Source organism: Brevibacillus formosus (assembly GCF_003013405.1).
GTDB classification, from domain to species: domain Bacteria; phylum Bacillota; class Bacilli; order Brevibacillales; family Brevibacillaceae; genus Brevibacillus; species Brevibacillus formosus.
In genome coordinates this window covers 302597-323814 of sequence record NZ_PXZL01000020.1, presented here as the reverse complement: position 1 = coordinate 323814, position 21218 = coordinate 302597, and the positions used below count along the sequence as shown (strand labels likewise).

Annotated in this window: 17 protein-coding genes; 9 read left to right on the top strand and 8 right to left on the bottom strand. The window is 48.0% G+C overall.

The window, feature by feature from the left end; genetic code table 11:
* Positions 1 to 30 precede the first annotated feature (30 nt).
* From C7R91_RS19420 to C7R91_RS19395, 6 genes are all read right to left on the bottom strand, one after another.
* Complete coding sequence (locus tag C7R91_RS19420) at positions 31 to 1470, bottom strand: FkbM family methyltransferase (RefSeq protein ID WP_047071161.1); 1440 nt, start codon at positions 1468 to 1470, stop codon at positions 31 to 33.
* 27 nt (positions 1471 to 1497) lie between these two features.
* Positions 1498 to 2604, bottom strand: a complete 1107-nt coding sequence (locus C7R91_RS19415) for a glycosyltransferase family 4 protein (RefSeq protein WP_047071162.1) — start codon at positions 2602 to 2604, stop codon at positions 1498 to 1500.
* Positions 2601 to 3557: a GDP-L-fucose synthase family protein gene (locus tag C7R91_RS19410; RefSeq protein ID WP_047071163.1), complete on the bottom strand. Its 957-nt coding sequence runs from the start codon at positions 3555 to 3557 to the stop codon at positions 2601 to 2603. Before C7R91_RS19410 ends, C7R91_RS19415 begins: the two co-directional genes overlap by 4 nt.
* A gap of 30 nt (positions 3558 to 3587) precedes the next feature.
* The gene (locus C7R91_RS19405; protein ID WP_047071165.1) at positions 3588 to 4823 is read right to left on the bottom strand and encodes a glycosyltransferase family 2 protein; all 1236 of its coding nucleotides are present in this window, start codon (positions 4821 to 4823) and stop codon (positions 3588 to 3590) included.
* A gap of 23 nt (positions 4824 to 4846) precedes the next feature.
* Complete coding sequence (locus C7R91_RS19400) at positions 4847 to 5815, bottom strand: GDP-mannose 4,6-dehydratase (RefSeq protein WP_047071173.1); 969 nt, start codon at positions 5813 to 5815, stop codon at positions 4847 to 4849.
* Between the two features lie 126 nt (positions 5816 to 5941).
* A complete protein-coding gene (locus C7R91_RS19395) occupies positions 5942 to 6745 on the bottom strand; it encodes a hypothetical protein (RefSeq protein ID WP_236697899.1) in 804 nt (267 codons plus the stop codon).
* Positions 6746 to 7040: 295 nt separating this feature from the next.
* Between C7R91_RS19395 and C7R91_RS19390 the strand changes: the two genes are divergently transcribed.
* The gene (locus tag C7R91_RS19390) at positions 7041 to 7748 is read left to right on the top strand and encodes a hypothetical protein (protein WP_047071178.1); all 708 of its coding nucleotides are present in this window, start codon (positions 7041 to 7043) and stop codon (positions 7746 to 7748) included.
* 6 nt (positions 7749 to 7754) lie between these two features.
* On the opposite strand, the gene C7R91_RS19385 is transcribed toward C7R91_RS19390, so the two are convergent.
* A complete protein-coding gene (locus C7R91_RS19385; RefSeq protein WP_047071180.1) occupies positions 7755 to 9491 on the bottom strand; it encodes a phospho-sugar mutase in 1737 nt (578 codons plus the stop codon).
* Between the two features lie 107 nt (positions 9492 to 9598).
* On the opposite strand from C7R91_RS19385, the gene glf reads away from it, so the two are divergent.
* Positions 9599 to 10720: a UDP-galactopyranose mutase gene (glf, locus tag C7R91_RS19380; RefSeq protein ID WP_047071182.1), complete on the top strand. Its 1122-nt coding sequence runs from the start codon at positions 9599 to 9601 to the stop codon at positions 10718 to 10720.
* Here the strand turns inward: glf and C7R91_RS19375 are convergent, their stop codons facing one another.
* A complete protein-coding gene (locus tag C7R91_RS19375) occupies positions 10721 to 11527 on the bottom strand; it encodes a glycosyltransferase family 2 protein (protein ID WP_236697900.1) in 807 nt (268 codons plus the stop codon).
* 185 nt (positions 11528 to 11712) lie between these two features.
* Between C7R91_RS19375 and gmd the strand changes: the two genes are divergently transcribed.
* From gmd to C7R91_RS19340, 7 genes are all read left to right on the top strand, one after another.
* A complete protein-coding gene (gmd, locus tag C7R91_RS19370; protein WP_047071183.1) occupies positions 11713 to 12681 on the top strand; it encodes a GDP-mannose 4,6-dehydratase in 969 nt (322 codons plus the stop codon).
* Positions 12682 to 12960: 279 nt separating this feature from the next.
* Complete coding sequence (locus C7R91_RS19365; RefSeq protein ID WP_047071185.1) at positions 12961 to 13986, top strand: asparaginase; 1026 nt, start codon at positions 12961 to 12963, stop codon at positions 13984 to 13986.
* A gap of 80 nt (positions 13987 to 14066) precedes the next feature.
* Positions 14067 to 15737: a peptide ABC transporter substrate-binding protein gene (locus tag C7R91_RS19360; RefSeq protein WP_047071187.1), complete on the top strand. Its 1671-nt coding sequence runs from the start codon at positions 14067 to 14069 to the stop codon at positions 15735 to 15737.
* 73 nt (positions 15738 to 15810) lie between these two features.
* Positions 15811 to 17886, top strand: a complete 2076-nt coding sequence (locus tag C7R91_RS19355; RefSeq protein WP_047071189.1) for a sigma-54 interaction domain-containing protein — start codon at positions 15811 to 15813, stop codon at positions 17884 to 17886.
* Positions 17883 to 19316 (top strand): dipeptidase PepV, encoded by a 1434-nt coding sequence (pepV, locus tag C7R91_RS19350; protein WP_047071191.1) that lies wholly within the window; start codon positions 17883 to 17885, stop codon positions 19314 to 19316. Before C7R91_RS19355 ends, pepV begins: the two co-directional genes overlap by 4 nt.
* A gap of 15 nt (positions 19317 to 19331) precedes the next feature.
* Positions 19332 to 20264 (top strand): ABC transporter permease, encoded by a 933-nt coding sequence (locus C7R91_RS19345; protein ID WP_047071193.1) that lies wholly within the window; start codon positions 19332 to 19334, stop codon positions 20262 to 20264.
* Positions 20265 to 20273: 9 nt separating this feature from the next.
* Positions 20274 to 21209: an ABC transporter permease gene (locus C7R91_RS19340; protein ID WP_236697910.1), complete on the top strand. Its 936-nt coding sequence runs from the start codon at positions 20274 to 20276 to the stop codon at positions 21207 to 21209.
* The last annotated feature ends 9 nt before the right edge of the window (positions 21210 to 21218 follow it).

Sequence of the window (21218 nt, the reverse complement as noted above, 5' to 3'; positions counted from 1 at the left end):
GAGCCTGCAGCCATGTTTTTTCGTGTTCGCTTAATCGAGGAAAGTCTTGTTCGTGCAGAACAGATCAGCGTGGTAAGGTTTCATTTCGTCTAGCAAATGATTGTAGTTCTTAACTTTTACCACTGTATTGTCCCGCTTGAAAATATAAATATGGGTAAACAATTTCTCCAGCAGTGTATAGAGCACGAGTGGATGCCTGCCGAAATTTTCCTTAATGCTTTCTGGGTTGAATTCAATGATCACATCCGGGTCCCATTGCCTCAGCGTCCGCAGGGCGCTTTCCAGGACCACGACTTCCGAACCTTCTACGTCAATTTTAATGAGGTCGATGCGCGAGATCATATTCTGTTCTACCCAGTCATCCAGCCTGACACATGAGATAAATTGAGTGGATTTCTCTACGGCTTCTGGCTCATGCGGGATGTAAGACCAGCCGCCTCCACGCGGGTCGTCATTAAAATGGATGTTCCCGTTCCGGTCCGCTATCCCGAGCTGAAGTGGCTCGACATTGGTGATGCGATTCTCGGACAGGTTTCGCAGGAGATAAGGATAATTGGCATCCGACGGCTCGAAAGCGTAAACCTTGCCTTGTGGCACGAGATAGCTCAGGGCGAGTGAGATCGCACCGATGTTCGCACCGATATCTAGGCAAACATAGTCAGGTTGTACGATTTTTTTCAGCGGAAGAATAACATAGTCTTCGTAATATCCTTTGAAGTAGTCAATATAGTACAGGACGCTTTGATCGGAGTCGTCCCCATAGACGGTAAAGGTTTGATCGTCAAACGGGAGGTGAAAGTCAACTTTCTTCATGAAATTCGTTGCTCCTTCAAGTGGATTGTAGATCATGATGATGTCATTCCCTATGACGAATAAGAGGTCAGGACGAAGAGAATGAACGAATTCTTGTAGTTCCTGGATGGTAGGATAATCCTTCAACAATGGGTTGGGGCCAATAAAGCAACGAGCATCATCAATCAAAATGACGTGATTTTGCACAGAATGCTGCAGGATAGCAGTCAGCTCCTGCAGGATTGGGGTGTCCAGGCTTCCTTTGGCTGCCTCAGTTGAGCGGGGGATGTAATGACCGTCCAGCCAAAACAGGCAAGGTGTTGTGACAGAGTGCATCAGATTGGCCAGTATTGTTCCACTGTCACCGTGGAGGATATGGATATGGCTGTCGCGTGAAAATTTCTGTTTTGCCGCTATAAACAAAGCTTCATCCAGCTCGATGGAAACGAGCAAGTCGAAATGGTTTTTCATTGCTTCCAACATGTCGCCTTTAAACGTACCTGTCTCGATCAAGGTGCGTATGCCCATCGTTTTTGCTATATGCTTGATCTTTGACTTTTTCAAATCGTTTGTCGGGGCTTCCAACAGCCAAAAATCCCAAGTCTCTTGTTCGGTTAACGGAAACGGGATTCGGCGCTCCTTCCTCCACGTCTCCCGAATTTGCTGCATGCGTGACATACAAAGATGACCTCCTTTCAGAAGACATTAGCGTGCGACGGAAGAAAAGACAGCCAATGTTTCGCGCGCGCATTTCTCCCACGAAAAGTGCTTTGCTTGTTGGATGCCTTTGGCAACCAGGTCTGCTCTTGCCTCAGGCGTCAAATAAAGATGGGCGAGCTTCACCGCGATATCATCGGAAATATTCGGGTCGAAGGTGAGAGCGGCGTCACCTACCACCTCAGGAATGCTCCCTGCATTGGAGCAAACGATGGGAATGTTGGACTTCATAGCCTCTACCAGCGGAATGCCAAAGCCCTCGAAAAGGGAAGGAAAGCAAAGGAACAGGGCATTCCGATACAAGTATGGCATTTCTTCCTGTGGCACATAATGGAGCCACTTGATTTGGTTCCACAGCTGGTTATTCGTGATGTAATTCATGACGTTTTGATGTGCCTCTTGAGCAAAACCTGTGAAAACCATGGGAATTCGTATATTGTGTTTATCCCGCAAAGTGACGAGTGCTTTGAATACATTCAGGTGATTTTTATGATGCCATGTATTCGCGGGGAAAAAGCCGTATCCACTGGGCAGGTTATACTTTTGCAGGACCTGTTGGTTGAGTGCCTCGTTATGCGGCAAGGAAAATTCCCGCGAAGCATCCAGGTGGATCGCATGTACTTTATGCGGAGGAAGCCCAAATTTTTGGAGGATCGTTTGTTTGGAAAACTCCGAGAGAGTCAGTACGGCACTGCAACGCTGTGCAGACGATTTGTAGTTGTCCAGCCGCCAGCGCAAGGAATGAGCATCGAAAAACTCCGGGTAATACTCGTGCTGGATATCCGGAATGTTGATGACAGAAGGGATTGTGACATCCGTTGGATTTAAGACAAGCAGCGGACAAAACCACAAATTCAACTGCAGGGAGTTAATCCAGTAATGAAGCATCGCGTGTGTATTACCGCGGTCGGGCACCATGAATTTACGGACATTTTTTTGCGCGGCAAAGGTATGGAAATTGTGTGACGATAAAAAAAGAAACCACTGATGGCCGTCCCCTGCATTCATCGAGTAGGCCAGCAAGTTCCTGACGTACTGTTCCATCCCGCCGATTTTGCCAGGAATCACTGACATCAGGTTTATTCCGACTCTCATGTAGGGATCCTCCCTTGCACGTGAGGATGTGCCATATACCAAGCGATCGTTCTCTCCAAGCCAGCCAGCAAGGATGTTTGTGCCTCGAAGCCAAACAGCTCTTTTGCCTTGGTCACATCCAATAGGCGGCGCGGTTGCCCGTCTGGCTTCGTTTCGTCCCATTCAATTTCACCATGAAAGCCGCTTAGCTGCCTGATGAGTTCGGCTAAATTTTTTATGGAAATTTCGTGACCAGAACCGATATTGACCGGTTCAGATTGATCATAGTTCATGGTTGCAGCAATAATTGCCTGTGCGGCATCCTCGACAAAAATGAACTCGCGTGTGACGCTGCCTGTTCCCCAGAGCACGATCTTCTTCTTGTTATTGCGAATAGCGTCCACACATTTTCGAATGATAGCAGGGATGACGTGAGAGGTTTCCAAATCGAAGTTGTCACCGGGACCGTACAAATTGACTGGAAGCAAATAAATGGAATTGAACCCGTATTGCTCACGATAAGCTTGCGATTGGACTAGCATCATTTTTTTAGCTAAGCCATAAGGAGCATTCGTTTCTTCAGGGTAGCCATTCCATATATCTTCTTCACGAAATGGGACGGGTGCATGCTTGGGATAGGAGCAAATGGTTCCGATGGCGACAAATTTTTCGACGCCAAACAAGCGGGATTGCTCCATGAGCTGAGTGCCCATCATCAAATTATCGTAAAAGTATTTTCCAGGATTTTTTTGATTCGCGCCAATCCCGCCGACGACGGCAGCCAAGTGAAGAAGGATATCAGGCCGGAAATCTTGCAACATCTTGTGCACATCATGTTCTTTGCGAAGATCGTATTCATGGCTTCTGGGGATGAAGATGTCCGTACAGTCCAGCTTGCGCAATTGATGAACGACGTGGCTTCCTAGAAATCCTGCTCCACCAGTCACCACAATCCGTTTTTTCGCCAGATTCAAATTGTGTCAACCTGCCTTTCTCGTCCGCATTCAAATTCGAGGGGATGGGACTCTGCGATTTACCCAATTTTCGATATGGGCCTTGCCTTTGGAAAATTCCTGATAAAATTGGTATTCTTCATACGAAAGAGGAAGGATATCCTCCAGATGGTAACTGACAGATCTCTTGACTCCGGGACTACCAGGTTGGTCTTGAAGGACTTGCTGGCTGCAAAAAATACTTACTTCACATTGCTGGCCCTCTGAAGTAATGGGAATCTCCACTTGAAAACGCGTTTGGGAAACTTGGAATTTGTGTACGAGTCTCCCATTCCTCATGACATGGAAGTGCAGCAAAGGGGCAGTATTATGGTTGCTTCCCTTGAGAAGCAGAGCGTGCATCGGTCCATGTCTGGCTTCGATGGTCATTCGCAGGTTTTGGGGGGCCCATGCGTCCGAGTAGCGGTTGGATCTAATGATTTGGGGAGAAGGTCCGAATGCATGATAAGCTTTCAGCTTGTGGAGAAACCAAAATGCTCCTTGATTGTAGTGCTTCTGCGTATAGTGGTGGAGCCATTCATTCGAGATGGTGCCGTGATGCTTCACGCTTGTCTTCAAAATTTCGGAAAACCCTGGCTCCAATTCATAGACAAACGTTTTGCATGCATCGTACAAGCGGGAGTTGGCTAAGAATTCTGGTATCGTTCCAATCGGATAATGCAGAGAAATCCGGTTCCAGAGATCATAATCCATGCACCAGTCGTGCTCCTCATTTACACCGCCCACTGCTTCAAAGGCGTGCTTGCGAAGGAAAGCAGCAGGTTGGCAAATGAGGTTGAGATGAAACAATTTTTTTCTGTCAAACTCCATCCAAATGTACGGATACTTTACTTTGTCATTCTCATCAATGTGGAGCCCTTTTCCGTAAACCACGCCCCAATCCGGATGCTGCTGCAAGGCTGCCACGGCCTTCCGAACTGCACCGGGAAAATACGTATCATCTGAATTGAGCCATCCGATAATCTCGCCACGTGCCATTTGCAATCCTTTATTGATAGCATGGGATTGGCCGCGATCTGGTTCGGAAACGTAGCGGAAGCGGTCTGCCAGATGGCTGTATTGCTGCAAAATACTCTGTGTACCGTCAGTTGAAGCGCCATCGACTACAATATGCTCAATATGGGGATAGTCTTGTGTCAGTACACTATCGATCGTTCGTTTGATAAATTTTGCCTGATTGTACGAAGGGGTGATGACACTTACGAGAGGAAGGGATTGCATGGACATAAAGAGTTCCCTCCTGATTTTTTCTAATCATCCACTCGACGCAGCACGGAGCGCCAGTAATTCAATAAATCTTCCATCGTTTGCTGGAAGGAAATCTCGGGCTCCCATCCCGTCTTTTCTCGAAACAGCGAAGAGTCACCCAATACGATGTCTACATCAGAGGGGCGCAACCGATTGGTGTCTACGTGTATTTCTACCTGCACATCAGTCAAGGCCAGCAGCGTCTTTAACATGTCCTCGATGGTATAACGGGTACCTGCGGATATATTGTATACATCACCTGGTTCGCCTCGCGTAATGGCCAACCAGTACGCTTTTACAATATCCCGAACATCCGTGAAGTCTCGAATCGCTCCGAGATTCCCAACGTGTACTTTTGGCTCTTGCAGACCGAGCTCAATTTGGGCAATTTGTTTGGCAAAATTAGAGGTCACATAGCTTTCGCCTCTTCTCGGACCCGTATGGTGAAATGTACGGGTACGGATGATCGCCAGACCGTAACTGTGATGATATTGATACCCGAGATAATCCTGGGCAATTTTACTTACCGCGTATGGATTGAGAGGACGGAGGGGATTAGTCTCCTTAATGGGAATTTCCTCCGGATAAACCAAACCGTATTCCTCACTGGAGCAAGCGATTTGAATCTTGCACGGAACAGCTTGGCTGCGTACCGCCTCGAACAAATTTAACTGTGGCACAATATTGTTCACCATCGTATCTGCAGGCGAGAGCACCGAGGTGGGGACGAAGCTTTGTGCAGCCAGGTGAAAAATGAGATCTGGCTTTATTTTCTGGATGAGTTCATTTACAGATTGGGGGTCTTTTAATTCACAGTTTTCCATATGCACGCGGTCCATCAGGTGCCCCAGCTGCTCCTTTTTGGCAAGGGACCGGAATGTGCCGTAAACATCCACATCTCCCCGCGACAGTAGATATTCAGCCAAGTGACCGCCGGCAAATCCCGTTACTCCGGTAATCAATGCCTTCATGAGTCGAATCCCCCCTGTCCATGATGCTCGTAGCGAAGGATGAACAGCTTAACATATTATGAATATGGAAAAACGTGAAAAAATGGCACGGCGCACAGCTCGTTTCCAAAGGGAATTTTAATGAGATCAGGGCTCGGCGCGCACCCATTTGCAGGTTGGATAGTCGAAATACATGAAATCATCTGTGTTCGGGATGTCCTGTGAGCGAAAATAGGGGATATATGCTTTTGCATGTCCTTGAAAGTGTAGAGTATGAACCTTGATGTAATCCTCCTTCTCAGTGAATTTACAATAAAGAACACCAGCCTTTTGGTAAATTTTCTTTTTATTATCCAGGCTGTGGATTTGTGGAGTGAAGGGAGGAAACGGACAGTTCAGATTATGGTCAAAAAAACCAGCTGCGATCATTCCATACGTAGCACTGCGACGAAGGGCGTAATTGTGAAAAAGAACAAACAGTATCATATCTGACACGGGCAAATCTCCGTTTTCTTTCGCATAGTCAAGCAGGGTCTGGTAGTGAAGATGCTCGCGGAAAAACTTAGTCATGTAGTCGCATAATTGATCGAGCATACGCAAATCGCAGGTCGTTGTCCACGTGTACTCAATCTCAAAATTAGAGAGGCTAGCGGCGTCCAGTTGGCTAATATCGGTGTAGAGCATCACGTCAGAGTCGAAATACCAACAGCGCTCAATACCTTGGCTCCTCATAAAATCACGCAAGACGAACCAGCGCAAAAAGCAGAACAAATTGTAAGTGTAGTCGTTCAGGGGGGAGGCGTGCTTGTAATGAGTGGAGAAGGTTTGGGCACTTTGATTGTATTTACTCAATAGGTAATGCTCTATGTTATTGCCACAAAGATGTTTGTTTTCAGGATTCCCAATCAAAATAACACGAGAAGAAGGGTTGCTGGTTTTGGCTTGTTGCATGCAAATCCTGACATGCTCCTCATCATCTCTGTGAATAAACACGATGGGCAAACTCACGATACACATCTCCTCTGTCTTTCAAAATGCCTGATAGGCTCCTATTGGTAAACTTTATCCTAATATATGTCCCGAGGAGGGCCTTGAAACGGCAGGCGCCTCTTACGTGGAACATTTTATATGAGAGGCATGCGAATAGCCTGTTTTTTACTGCCTGTTCATTGAATGACCAATCATATCCACAAAATGAAAAATAAGATACATAAAAACGGTCATTATGAATGGAGGCATGGAAAGAATGGATGTGTTAAACCGATATGAAAGGCGAGTGTATTCCCAAAATGGGGAAGACGGTATCGTTGAAGAAATATTTTCGAGAATCGGAACCACGAATCGCTATTGTGTAGAATTCGGTGTTGGGGATGGCTCGGAATGCATGATAAAAAATCTCGTCACGCAGCATGGATGGAGCGGATTGGCTATGGAAGGCGACCTGAACTGTTGCCATAAAATGGCTGCCGATTATGCTGCCTATCCCCAGGTCAAAATCAAGCATGAGTTGACCACGAAAGAAAATATTGCTCGGTTACTCGAAGAAAATGGTGTCCCAAAGGAATTTGATCTGCTCTCCATCGATATTGACGGCAATGATTACTGGGTATGGCAAGCTCTTTCTGCTTACACCCCGCGACTCGTCGTCATTGAGTACAATGCGTCTTTTCCCCCTCCACAAAAAATGGTGATCGTGTATCAGCCTGATTTTAAATGGGGTGGCACGACCTACTTTGGTGCCAGCTTGAGTTCCTTGGCCATTTTGGGGACCAGCTTGGGGTATGCCTTGGTGGGGACAGATTCAAAGGGCGTCAACGCTTTTTTTGTAAGACGCGACTTGCTTCTCCAATCAGGTTTTCCCGAACGAACACCTGAACAAGCTTATCATCCTCCTCGTTACGGAGCAGTCGATGGGGGACATCCACGTCAATACGGTCCGTATTTGGAAATCTAGTCTATCCTACAATCCGAGCACCTGTAAGACAGCTTGTTTCAAGGTGAAAATCCTTTCTTTGCTATCCTGCTCACTCGTTCCGATCACTCCGAAATAGATTTTGATTTTGGGCTCGGTACCCGATGGTCTGACACAAAACCACGAATGGTCGTGAAACAAGTATTTGATTGTATCAGAAGCAGGCAAGGAAAGAGGGATGTGTGTGCTGGTCAGGCAATCGGTCCGTATTCCGCTCAAATAATCTTCGATAGCCGTAGTGGTTAGAGAGGCCATCTGTGTGAGAGGATTTTTGCGAAGGAAAGACATCGTAGAGGATATTTTTTGCATACCATCCCCTCCTTTGCACGTAAAGGAAACCAACTCTTCTGCATAATGACCGTATCGGCTAAACAAGTTATTCATGGCGTCATGCAGGGTTTTGTCAAGTGATTTGTAATATGCGCACATGTCAGCAAGCAGCAAAGCAGTTTGTACGGCATCCTTATCCCGGACAAAATCGCCGATTAAGTATCCGTAGCTTTCTTCGTAACCAAATTGGAAGATGTATGCTCCACTTTTTTTATAGGCTTCGATTTTTTCGCCAATATATTTGAAGCCTGTCAAAGTGTCTTCTGTCGATACACCGAAGTCTGCCGCGATCGCTCTGCCCATTTCGGACGTGACGATTGATTTCAATACAATGCCGTTTGTGGGGAGCTCCCCCTTTTTTTGTTTGGCATCCAGCAGGTAATGAAGAAGCAAGGCTCCCAACTGATTCCCCGTCAGGACGATGTAGTCCCCTGCCTGATTTTTGGCGAGTACGCCGAGGCGATCTCCATCAGGGTCCGTTCCCATGATCATGTCAGCATTCACCTGTTTGGCGTATGAAATCGCTAATCGAAAGGCTTCAGGCTCTTCGGGATTAGGCGAGGCTACAGTCGAAAAGTTAGGATCGGGGACAGCTTGCTCTTCAACGACACTCACTTGTGTATACCCGAACAATTTCAATCCATGTGTGATGGAGTCATGCGTTGTGCCGTGCAGGGGAGTAAAGACGATCTTCACTTGCTGACGAATGGCTGGAGATAAGTCCGGATGGACGCGCAAGTGCTGTACTTTTTCCAAATACGCATGCAAGAGAGAATTGTCAATGTAGTGGAGAAGTCCATTTTTGTTCAGCTCTTGCTCATCGGCTGGGGTTATTTCGAGTTCATTTCCGGCGGCAACGATATGGTCCATCAATCGTTCGGCTGTCGCGAGTGTAATTTGCCCTCCATCCGCGCCATAAATTTTGTAGCCGTTATATTCGGGTGGGTTATGGCTTGCTGTAATGACAATGCCAGCACACGCACAAAAGTGGCGTACAGCAAAGGAAAGCAGAGGGGTAGGAGTCAGCTGATTGAATATACATGTAGTAATCCCGTACTGACCGAGAACTTTGGCGGCTTCCTTGGCGAACAACTGTGAATGTTTCCGTGAATCATAGGCAATGACGACTTTTTTGACCGCCTGATCCGGGTATGTTTCGAGCAAATAAAGAGCCAGCCCTGCGGTTGCTTTGCGAATCGTGTATAAGTTGATGCGGTTTATTCCTGGCTCCATGACCCCTCGCATACCTCCGGTTCCAAAGGCGATCGGGGCAGAAAAACAATCCGCAAGCTGCTTTTCATCAGCGTGCATGGCGGTTAACTGCTGACGAAGCTCTGGATCGAGGGATTCACACTCGTTCCAGCGTGTGTAGTGAGCGTGCCAATTTGTATTCATGTAGAATTCACTCCCGCGTGTAGAGTACGACATCATTTACTAGAGTATTAACGGAATGGTAAGTGAGTGAGTGGATGTGATTAAGACGGGAGGGTGTGAATAGTAACATGAAGGTGGATTGGCTGATTGTCGGAGCTGGATTTACGGGTGCTACACTCGCAGAGCGGATTGCCAATGAGCTAGATCAGAAAGTGTTGGTGGTAGAGGGGCGCAATCATATCGGAGGAAATGCCTATGATTGCTATGACGAGCAGGGGGTCCTGATTCACAAATACGGTTCGCACACCTTTCATACGAATTCCAAGCTGGTCTGGGACTATTTGTCGCGTTTTACCCAGTGGCGGCCGTACTTCCATGAGGTGCGTGCCTATGTCGATGGCATAAAAATACCGTTGCCTTTCAATCTAAATGCACTGTCCGCTTTGTTTTCCCTGCAATATGCGCAGAAACTGGAGAGCTTACTGATCCGTCAATATGGATTCGGGGCGAAGATTCCGATTCTGAAGCTTCGGGAGAGTGCTCATGAAGAGCTTGGCTTTTTGGCTGAATTCATTTATCAAAAAGTATTTTATCGGTATACGATTAAGCAATGGGATTTGAAGCCGGAGGAACTCGATCAATCTGTTTCGGCAAGGGTTCCTGTGTATGTCAGCAGGGACAATCGGTATTTTCAGGACACGTATCAAGGAATTCCGTTGCATGGCTTTACGGCAATGTTTCATCGTATGCTCGACCATCCGAATATAAAGGTGCTCCTCAATGCGGACTATCAAGAAATCGCGGATGAAATCAGGTATAAACGAATGATTTACACAGGTCCGATCGATTCTTTTTTTGGCTATAAGCATGGACAGTTGCCTTATCGAAGCCTGCGCTTTCATTTTGAAACGCATCAAAAGGCATGGTACCAAGAAGTGGGGACGGTCAATTATCCCAATGAGTATGATTTCACCAGAATCCTCGAACAAAAGCATCTTACAGGTCAAGTCGCTCCTCACACAACGATTTCCTACGTATATCCACAGCCGTATTCACCTGGCGAAAACGAGCCGTATTATCCAATTCCTCGCAAGGAAAACAGCCAACGGTACAGCCTCTATAAACAAGAAGCGGAGCAAATGCGCGATCGGGTGCTTTTTGCGGGCAGACTCGCGGATTATCAATACTACAACATGGATCAAGCAGTGGCGCGGGCATTGACCTTGTTTAAGCAGATTGTCGCTGAGTAGTTAGGAAGGCTTTTCTTTCGGAATGAGCTCGTTCACATAGATCCATCCCTCGGGTGTATACACAAAAACAGGCTCGTACTCGTCGCCCCACAGTTTCAAGATTTTCGTGAGGATGTACTTTCTTGCTTTTGTCCATTGCGGCCAGTTTTTTGTGTGGGAATTGTTGCTCTCGTGAATCAAATAATGATAGAGGTTCGCATCGACCCAGTGAATATCACCTGTTCCGATCAATTTTAATAACATGTACTTGTCATGAGAATACCTTCCCTGCATCGGATCGTCACATTCAAATCCACCGACATCACGAACCGCCTGTGTTCGATAAAAACGAGGCCAAACCATCGGAGCTTCCAAGTAGTAATACTTATCTTCATAGAGCGGAGGCCGCATGATTTCGGACAGTTCTCGCTTGCCATCCACTTCCTTCCAAAAAACGGTGTTGGAGAACACGACGTTCGTGGTTTCGGGCTGGCGTTCCATTTCATCCAACAAAATTTCTAAGGTCTTTTCGTCGAACCAGTCATCCGAGTCAAGGGAGACAAAGTAGGGCGTGTCAATTCGTTCCAGAGCAGCAGCCATTGTTTTGCCGATCCCTGAATTCTCAGGGAGTAGCATGTAGTGAATGCGGGGATCAACGAGATACTTTTTTACAATAGCTTGTGTGTGATCAGTAGAGGCGTCATCTACAATGAGGAGCTTCCATTCCTTGTGAGTCTGGTTCAACACACTTTCGATGGCTGTGGGAAGATACTTTTCCCGATTATAGGTTGGGATCACGACAGTAATGAGAGACATGGCGGGTGTCACCTGCTTATCTCCTCCTTGATCAATGACAACGGTTTGCCTTTATTAGTTTATTTCGGACTTCTATTCTTGACCCTACTCTGACAACTGAACGTATGAACACGGTCCGGCATAAGCTTAAGAGATGCTCATGGGAACTTACCGGAATGAAGATTACGGCACAGCCTGAAGAAGGGGAGTAGAAGCGGATGAAAACAGCTTTCCTTACAGGAATTACAGGTCAGGACGGAGCCTACCTGGCAAAATTTCTGCTGGAGAAGGGGTACCATGTGGTGGGACTGGTTCCACGCCGGAGCACAGTGGACAGGTGGCGGCTGGAGTATTTGAACATCGCAGATCACGTAGAGTACAAGGAAGGTGACCTATTGGATGTGTCGTCGTTGACGCGTGCGCTGAAGGCGTGTAAACCAGAGGAAGTGTATCATTTAGGTGCGCAAAGCTTTGTCGGTTCGTCGTGGGAACAGCCTATTTTGACGGCGCAAGTAACAGGAATGGGTGTCCTGCATGTTCTGGAGGCGATTCGGGAAACGGACCCCGCCATCAAAATGTATCAGGCTTCATCAAGTGAGCTGTACGGATTAATCCAGGAGCCACAGCAATCGGAGCAAACGCCTTTTTACCCAAGAAGCCCATATGCAGTCTCCAAGCTGTTCGGCTACTGGATGACCAAAAACTATCGGGAAAGCTTTCAAATGTTTAGCACCAACGGCATTTTATTCAATCATGAATCACCTTTGCGTGGGCTCGAATTCGTTACGAGGAAAGTGACACATGCAGTCGCAAGAATTGCTGCGAACAAGCAAAAGGAACTGCGGCTGGGGAATATTCAGGCGAAGCGGGATTGGGGCTTTGCTGGCGATTTCGTAGAAGCGATGTGGCTGATGCTCCAGCAGGATGAGCCGGATGACTATGTCATTGCGACAGGAAAAACGTCGACAGTAGAAGAGATGTGCAAAATCGCATTCGATTATGTTGGGTTGAACTACCAAGATTACGTCGTGATCGACCCGGAATTGTATCGGCCCGCCGAAGTGGACATTTTGTTGGGGAATCCGGAAAAAGCGAAAAGAGAGCTTGGATGGACACCGAGAACGAAGCTGGAGGAGCTCATTCACATGATGGTCGACGCGGATATGCAGCGGGTTGCCAAACAATAAGAGGAAAGCTATTCAGGACACCCTATTTCCGATTGCGGGATCAAAAGGGGTGTTTTTCTTTTATTTGACCATGAAGGTAGCCTAATTTCCTAAAAGGACAACCTGTTATTGTTTATGGGGTAACTTATTTATCGCGTGGATTGTTATTATTGTCCCGCTACTTATTTATAAAATAGCAGAAAATTCAATATTGACTGTCACATCCTTTCGTTGGCACACTAATTGCTTACTGGAGAAAAGTACAATCATTCTACTATTCACACTCAAAGGAGACTTGCTATGAACGTCGTTGCCAACGTATACCGGGGAGAACAGGTAGAGAGCTCACATCTCGGACATATCGCAGTCGTTGATTCGCAGGGGACATTGCTCTATTCGTACGGTGACCCCCATCGCCTTACCTATGCACGCTCCAGCATGAAGCCGTTGCAGACGATTCCGGTAATCGAGACAGGGACGGCAGATCGGTTTGGTTTTGAGGCGGCTGATCTCTCGCTCTGTTGCGCTTCTCACAGTGGAGAGCCACGCCATCGCACGCGGGCGCTCTCGATGCTTGCGCGAGCAGGTCAGCCAGAAGCGGCATTGCAATGCGGGACGCATGTGCCACGTCATGAGGAAAGCTACAAACAGCTGATTCGGGAGGGCAAGCCGCTTACACCCGTATTCTCGAATTGCTCCGGAAAGCACTCCGGTATGATTGCCACGGCGACACATATGGGGGAGGACGTAACTACTTATCATTTGCCTACGCATCCGGTTCAACAGCGAATTCTCGAAGTAGTCGAGGACATAACAGGCTACCCCAAAGACAAAATCAACCTCGGGACAGATGGATGTGGTGTTCCTGTCCATCAATTGCCGCTCGCCCATTACGCATGGGCATTTGCCAAGCTGGCGAGACCTGAGGTGATTGAGAATCCAGAGAGACGAAAAGCCGTTCAGCGAATTACAGATGCCATGACCGCTCATCCCGAAATGGTCGGAGGCGAGAATCGATATTGCACAGACCTCATGTCAGCCTTTGAGGGTCGTATCGTAGGGAAGGCAGGCGCCGAGTCGGTGTATTGCTTGGGCGATAGAGAAACAGGATTGGGCATTGCCATCAAAATCGAGGATGGAGGACCACGGGCGATCAATCCGGTCGTCAATGAAGTGCTTCGTCAACTGGGAATCGGCATGGACGGTCCATTGGAAAAGCTCTCCGAATATACCAACCCGCCGATTTCAAACATGAGTGGCAACGTTGTTGGACGGATCGAGACTTCCTTTCGTCTCGCCAAAACAGATTTTTCTTTACGTGTATAAATGGCATTCCCAGCAGTGCCGTTTATTCATAAAGCAACAAAGGCTACATGTTGTTTAAAAAGAAAAGGGGGTCACATGCAATGAACATGCGAAAAGGATGGAAGCTGCTTAGCACCGCTGCACTTGTCACTGTCCTAGCCATTACAGGTTGTAGTCAGTCGGCAGCGCCGACACAACCAGCGGGGGGAGGTACAGCAGGTCAAGCGTCCACAGATACAGGTGGACAAGCAAATGTCGCAGCAAAACTCAAGCTCAACCTGAAGACAGAACCACCTTCGCTTGATCCGCCAAAGGGCTTTGACAGTACTTCCAACGAAGTGTTGAATGCCACAATGGAAGGCTTGGTCCGCCTGGACAAGGATCACAAGCCGCAAGCAGCCATGGCCGAGAAATGGGCAGTGAGTGAGGATGGGAAAACGTATACCTTTACCCTGCGCGATAGCAAATGGTCGAATGGCGAACCAGTGACAGCCCAGGACTTCGAGTTTGCGTTTAAGCGCATTGTCGATCCGAACAATGCATTCCCGTCTGCTTTCCTCGCTTATTACATCGATGGAGCAGAAGCGTTCAACAAAGGAACAGGAAATGCAGACGGCGTGAAGGTAAAAGCCGTAGACGAGAAGACGTTTGAGGTAAAGCTGAAGGCGCCAACAGGTTATTTCCTCCATATCTTGACACAGCCGACCTTCTTCCCGGTGAATAAAAAAGTCGTGGAGAGCAATCCGAAATGGGCGGAAGGCGCTGCAAGCATCGTAACCAATGGGCCGTTCAAAATGGAAGAGTGGGTTCATGACCAATCAGTAAAACTGGTGAAAAACGACGGCTACTGGGACCGTGATTCGATTAAATATGCAGGAATCGAATTTGTCATGGTCAACGATGAAAATACGCAATTCCAAATGTACAAAACAGGTCAGCTCGACATGATCCAAACCGTTCCCAATGATATGAAGAAACAGTTGATTGATTCTGGAGAAGCGAAGGTAGAGACGGAGGCGTCCATCTACTACTACCGGATGAACACCACAATGCCTCCATTCACGAACGCCAACATTCGGAAAGCATTTGCGCTGGCCATCGATCGCAAAACCTTAATCGATAATGTCGTTCAAGGGAAACAGATACCTGCCATGGCTCACGTGCCATTGGGCTTCCCGGAGCCAGACGGAGCGGACTTCCGGACAAAGGGCGGGGATTTCTTCAAGGATAACGATGTAGAGCAAGCAAAAGCACTGCTGAAAAAAGGGATGGAAGAAGAAGGCTGGACAACTCTCCCACCTGTCACCATGACGTATAACACTAGTGATGCGCACAAGGCCATCGCACAAGTTTTGCAGGAAATGTACAAGAAAAATCTCGGGGTAGATGTGAAGCTGGAAAATAAAGAGTGGAAAGTATTCCTTGCAGAACAACGTGCCCGCACTCTTCAATTCTCCCGCTCAACAATCCCTGCCGACTATGGAGACCCGGTCAATTACCTTGAGCTGTTCGTGACTGACCATCCTGGAAACCGTATCAATTACAGCAACAAAGAGTATGACGCACTGGTTGAGAAGATTCGCAACACAGCCGACGAACCGGAGCGCTTCAAGCTCATGCATGACGCGGAAAAAATTTTCATGGATGATATGCCACTCGTACCTATTTATTTCGGGACAAAAGTATTTATGGAACAGCCAAACATTAAAGGCATCGTTCGCCATCCAGTCGGCACGATTGACTACAAATGGGTAGAAGTCGGCAATAAATAGTACAATAAAGTGAAGATAAGAGCGAATATTCTTAAACGTTCTTGTCTTCACTTTACATCTTGGAGCGGCTGATATGGACAAAAAATCGATCATATTTATTGCGAGAATGGATGAGTTTCTACAGTCTGTCGTTAGTCAATATCATGAATTGGGAATCGGCGATGACATCCATGTCGAGGCGATGCGAGTCGACCAGCTACCGTTACGCCCGATCACACCTGGGGCTCTCGTCATTGTATCCACCAAAAGCATCGTCCCCCTTGTACAACCGTATGTGCCGAAAGAATCCAGCATCATCATTGCCAAGCGAATGCTGCCGTATCATAATTTGCGCGGCATGCTGGAAATCCCGAAAGGCGTGAAAGTGCTTCTCGTCAGTGACACCAAGGAGACTGCTGAAGAAAATGTGGAATTGCTGCGTGCCTCTGGGATGGATTTTGAACTGTATCCCTATTATCCAGGGGCTGACTATCCACCTGACATCGAGATTGCAGTAACGCCAGGAGAGGCAGAGCATGTCCCCTCGCATATTCGCAAGGTTGTCGATATCGGGTATCGGATCATTGATTTATCTACGTGGCTTTCCATCTACTCTCATTTTAAAAACGGCAATTTTCAAAAGGTGACTGCACGCGCCATGCAATCGTTGGTCGATATCACCAAAGAGCTGAACAACGAGATTCAGCATGCGCATCTGTTGAGCAAATATTTGGAGGCCATCGTCAATCGGATCGAGGACGCGGTGATTGCCATGGATGAAAAAGAAAACATCCGTTTTGTCAATCAGAAAGCAATCGATACGTTGCAGATGGAAGGGAATGAAGTCGTCGGTGAGCGGGCGTCCAATTGCCTGCCTGCGAATTTTTACCAGTTGATCCGGCAGTGTGAAGAGAACAAGGATGTTTTGGTAGATTGGGCGAACAAAACCTACTTTTTCCGCAAAATGCACATCGTCATGGAAGGAAGCTTTCTCGGGAGTCTGCTTTTGTTTCGTCAGGCGGCAGAAATTGAAAAGCTGGAGCATGATTACCGCATGCGCCTTTACAGCAAAGGATTGGTCGCCAAATACCAATTTGATGATTTTTATGGGGAGAGTGCCCCTGTACAAAAAGTCATTCAGATTGCCCGCAAAATCGCCAGAAGCAACTCCACCGTGCTGTTGTTGGGAGAGACAGGGACAGGGAAGGAATTGCTCGCCCAGGCTATTCACAACGCTTCGCCACGCCGAAGAGAGCCATTTGTTGGGGTCAACTTCGCTGCCATATCGGAATCTCTTTTGGAAAGCGAGCTGTTCGGTTATGAAGAAGGGGCTTTTACCGGAGCGCGTAAAGGCGGACATATCGGCTGGTTTGAATTGGCCCACAAAGGGACCATTTTTCTCGATGAGATCGGAGATGCCAGCACCGCTATTCAAAACCGACTGCTGCGTGTATTGCAAGAACGTCAGATTATGCGCGTAGGCGGCAGCAAGATCATTCCGACAGATATTCGCGTCATCGCAGCAACGAATCAAGACTTGCAGCGGATGATTGGGGAAGGAGCCTTCCGTGCTGATTTGTATTATCGCCTGAATATCCTGCCGATTCATCTGCCGCCGCTGCGGAACAGACGGGAGGACATCCCGTGGTTGACTCATCAATTTATTAAAAAATATTCCTATGATTTGCGCCGCCCGCCATTTATGTTGACCAATGAAGCAATGCGGGCACTGCATGAGTACGACTGGCCTGGAAATATTCGCGAGCTCGAAAATGTGATCGAGTATTTAGCACACGTCGTAGAAGATGAAGCGTATCCGTATCATTTGCCGTTTCTGCGGGAAATACCGGAAGCGCCGTTGCCTGTAGACGGTCTACACAACGAATGTGAAAGCATCGTCACTGCATATATAAAACGAGGATTTCTGGATGAAATCACGGCTATTTTGCAGGAGCTGGGGCAAGGAAGCGGTGGACGCTATACGCTACTTGGGCAGTTGCAAGAAAGAGGCCACTCGGTTACTTTGCAGCAGCTGCGCTATCGCCTGAAGCTTTTGCAGCAGGATGAGCTGATTCAAGTGGGAAAAGGAAGACAAGGAAGTCAGATTTCCTCGAAAGGTGAGTCGTTTCTTGCCTATCTACATCGGATGAAAGCAGGGGAACGCATATGAGCGATTACTGGAGGCAGCAAGCGCTTTTGCAAAGAGAGCAGTACCTAGATGATTTGAAAACCTTTCTTTCCATTAACAGCATCGAAGATATGACGACGGCAAAAGAAGGAAGGCCATTTGGTGAAGGTGTTGCCGAGGCGCTTGAAGCCATGCTCGCACACGGTGAGCAGGATGGCTTCCAGACCAAAAACCTGGATGGTTACGCAGGGACAATCGAGTTCGGAGACGGGGAAGAGGAGGTCGGCGTGCTCGTTCATATCGACGTCGTCACTGTAGGAGACGGGTGGACGACCCCGCCTTTTGAACCAAGCATTCGCGACGGACGCATTTATGCACGTGGAGCGATTGACGACAAAGGCCCAGCGATGGCTGCGTACTATGCACTGAAGCTGGTCAAGGATTCCAGCTTACCACTGACAAAACGCGTGCGAATGATCATCGGAACGGATGAAGAGAGCGGATGGCTGTGCATGAAGCATTTTGCCCAGCATGATCGCATCCCGCCGATTGGCTTTTCACCTGATTCGTCCTTCCCGATGACACATGCCGAGAAGGGACAGATCAACCCGACATTGACGATTCCAGCGATGGAAGCAGTCGAACGAAATGGTGTGTGGCAACTAGCTTCATTTGTCTCCGGTGACCAAGGAAACAGTGTTCCTGAAAAAGCGGTTGCTCTTGTGCGACTGGACTCTCAGGCGAGGCAGGAGGTCGTCCTTTCTCGATTGGCGGAAGAGTGGGAAATGTTTCTGAATGAAAACCACACAACTGGTCGTATGGAACTGGTAGGGCTGGGACAATTGCAATTCGCGCTCGCAGGAAAGCCGGCTCATGGGATGGCACCATTCCAAGGCGTGAATGCGGGAACCTTGTTGGCTACTTTTTTGCGCTCGTACCAGTTTGGTGGCTCCTGCTTGTCCTTCCTTTCGATGTTGGCTGATGTCCTGCATGAAGATTATTTTGCTCACCATCTACATATGGCTTGTGAGGATGAAGTGTCAGGCAAGCTGACGGTCAACGCAGGGATTTTGCATTACGATTCCAGTGAAGGGGGAACAGTTCGGCTCAATATACGCTATCCGGCGACAGTTTCCTGTGAGGAATACGTTGAGAAATTGAAGAAAAGGATTGCAGAGTTGGGCTGGACGATTTCCGCTTTGCGGACATCCAAATCGCATTTTGTACCCAAAGATCATCCTGTGATCCAAACCTTGTCGCGGGTGTATGAGGAGCACACGGGAGAGCCAGCGACCCTTCTTTCTTCAGGAGGAGCAACTTACGCCAAAATCATGCCGTATGGTGTTGCTTTCGGCCCACTCTTTCCAGGCAAGGAATCCATGGCCCATCTGACTGATGAATATGCCGAGATTGACGACCTGCTGCGTGCCATGGCGATTTATGCGCATGCCATTTACGAGCTGGCTAAGTAAACGAGGAGGACTTCCATGTCAAACTATCTGGTAAAACGCATTTTGATGATGTTCGTCACCCTATGGATTATCGTGACGCTGACGTTTGCCTTGATGCATGCCATTCCGGGGAACCCGTTTGCCTCCGAGTCGGATCAGCTGCCAGAGCAAATTCTCAATAATTTACGTGCCAAATACAACCTGGACGAGCCGTTGCCTGTTCAATATATTTTATATCTGAAAAATCTGTTAATGCTCGACTTGGGCCCATCGATCAAATCAGACTCTCGTGGAGTCAATGACATGATTTCCGATGGCTTTGCTGCATCTGCTTGGTTGGGTGCGCAAGCGATCGGGATCGCACTCCTTTTCGGAATAACATTGGGCATCATCGCAGCGCTCAATCGCAACAAATGGCTGGACTACATTGCCATGGCTCTTGCCGTATTGGGGGTAGCCATTCCGAGCTTTATTATGGCACCGCTTTTGATCAATTTTTTCGCGATCAAGCTGCCGCTCTTTCCTGTTGCGACATGGGGCACCTGGATGCATACGATACTGCCGTCGCTGGCGCTCGCTTTTGGTCCCGTGGCGGTCATTACCCGCTACATGCGCGCCAGCATGATTGAAGTCATGAACCAGAACTACATTCGTACTGCGGAAGCGAAAGGGATTCCCATGTTTATCATCGTCGTCAGGCACGGTATTCGCAATGCGATTCTGCCTGTTGTCACCTTTCTCGGACCTTTGATTGCCAGTTTGATAACGGGAACCTTTGTCGTGGAGAAAATCTTTGCAATTCCCGGCATTGGCAAGTACTTCGTAGACGGAATTTTCAACCGTGACTATCCGGTCATTTTGGGTACGACGATTTTTTACAGTGCGATTCTGATTTTTACCATTTTCCTGATTGATATTGCATACACCCTGATTGACCCGCGGATCAAGCTGACCAACAAGGAGAGATAAACTGTGGCGATGGAGCACAAAGTGGACCCGTTGTTTCGCCCGTTGGCGAAAAATATACAGGTGAATGTCATTGCAAGACCCAGTCTCAGCAATGGGCAGCAGGTCATTCGGAAGCTGCTGAAAAACAAGCTGGCTATGCTCGGATTGTTCATTATTCTCGCTTTAGTTGGCATGGCGATCATTGGACCGAATCTCGTGCCGTATAGTTATTCCGACCAGAGCTTGCTGACTAAAAATCAGGAAATCTCCGCAGAGCATTGGTTCGGTACGGATGAGCTGGGACGTGACATGTTTGCCCGTACGTGGTATGGGGCGAGGATTTCTTTGACGATTGGCATTGTCGCGGCACTCATCGACCTGGTCATCGGAGTGACAGTCGGGGGAATTGCAGGCTATATGGCAGGACGAGGCAAACGAGGGGATCGCATCGATACGATCATCATGCGCATTATCGAGATTTTGTATGGGCTGCCGTATTTGCTGGTCGTCATTTTGCTCATGGTCGTAATGGAGCCGGGAATGCTGACGATTATCATTGCCCTGTCTGCTACGGGTTGGGTTGGCATGGCGCGGTTGGTGCGCGGACAAATCCTGCAATTGAAAAATCAAGAGTTCATTCTGGCTGCACAAGTACTGGGAGCGAAGTTTTCACGAATTTTGCTAAAGCATTTGATTCCCAACACATTTGGCGTCATTATCGTCAATTTGACCTTTACGATTCCATCGGCGATTTTTGCGGAATCTTTTCTCAGCTTTCTTGGACTCGGTGTACAAGCTCCCGTTGCCAGTTGGGGGACGATGACAAACGATGGCTTGGGCGTTATTTTGACTGGCGATTGGTGGCGACTGTTTTTCCCAGCATTGATGATCTCGCTGACAATGTTCGCCTTCAACGTATTCGGCGACGGTTTGCAGGATGCACTTGATCCGCGTCTACGCGATTAGAGACGACAG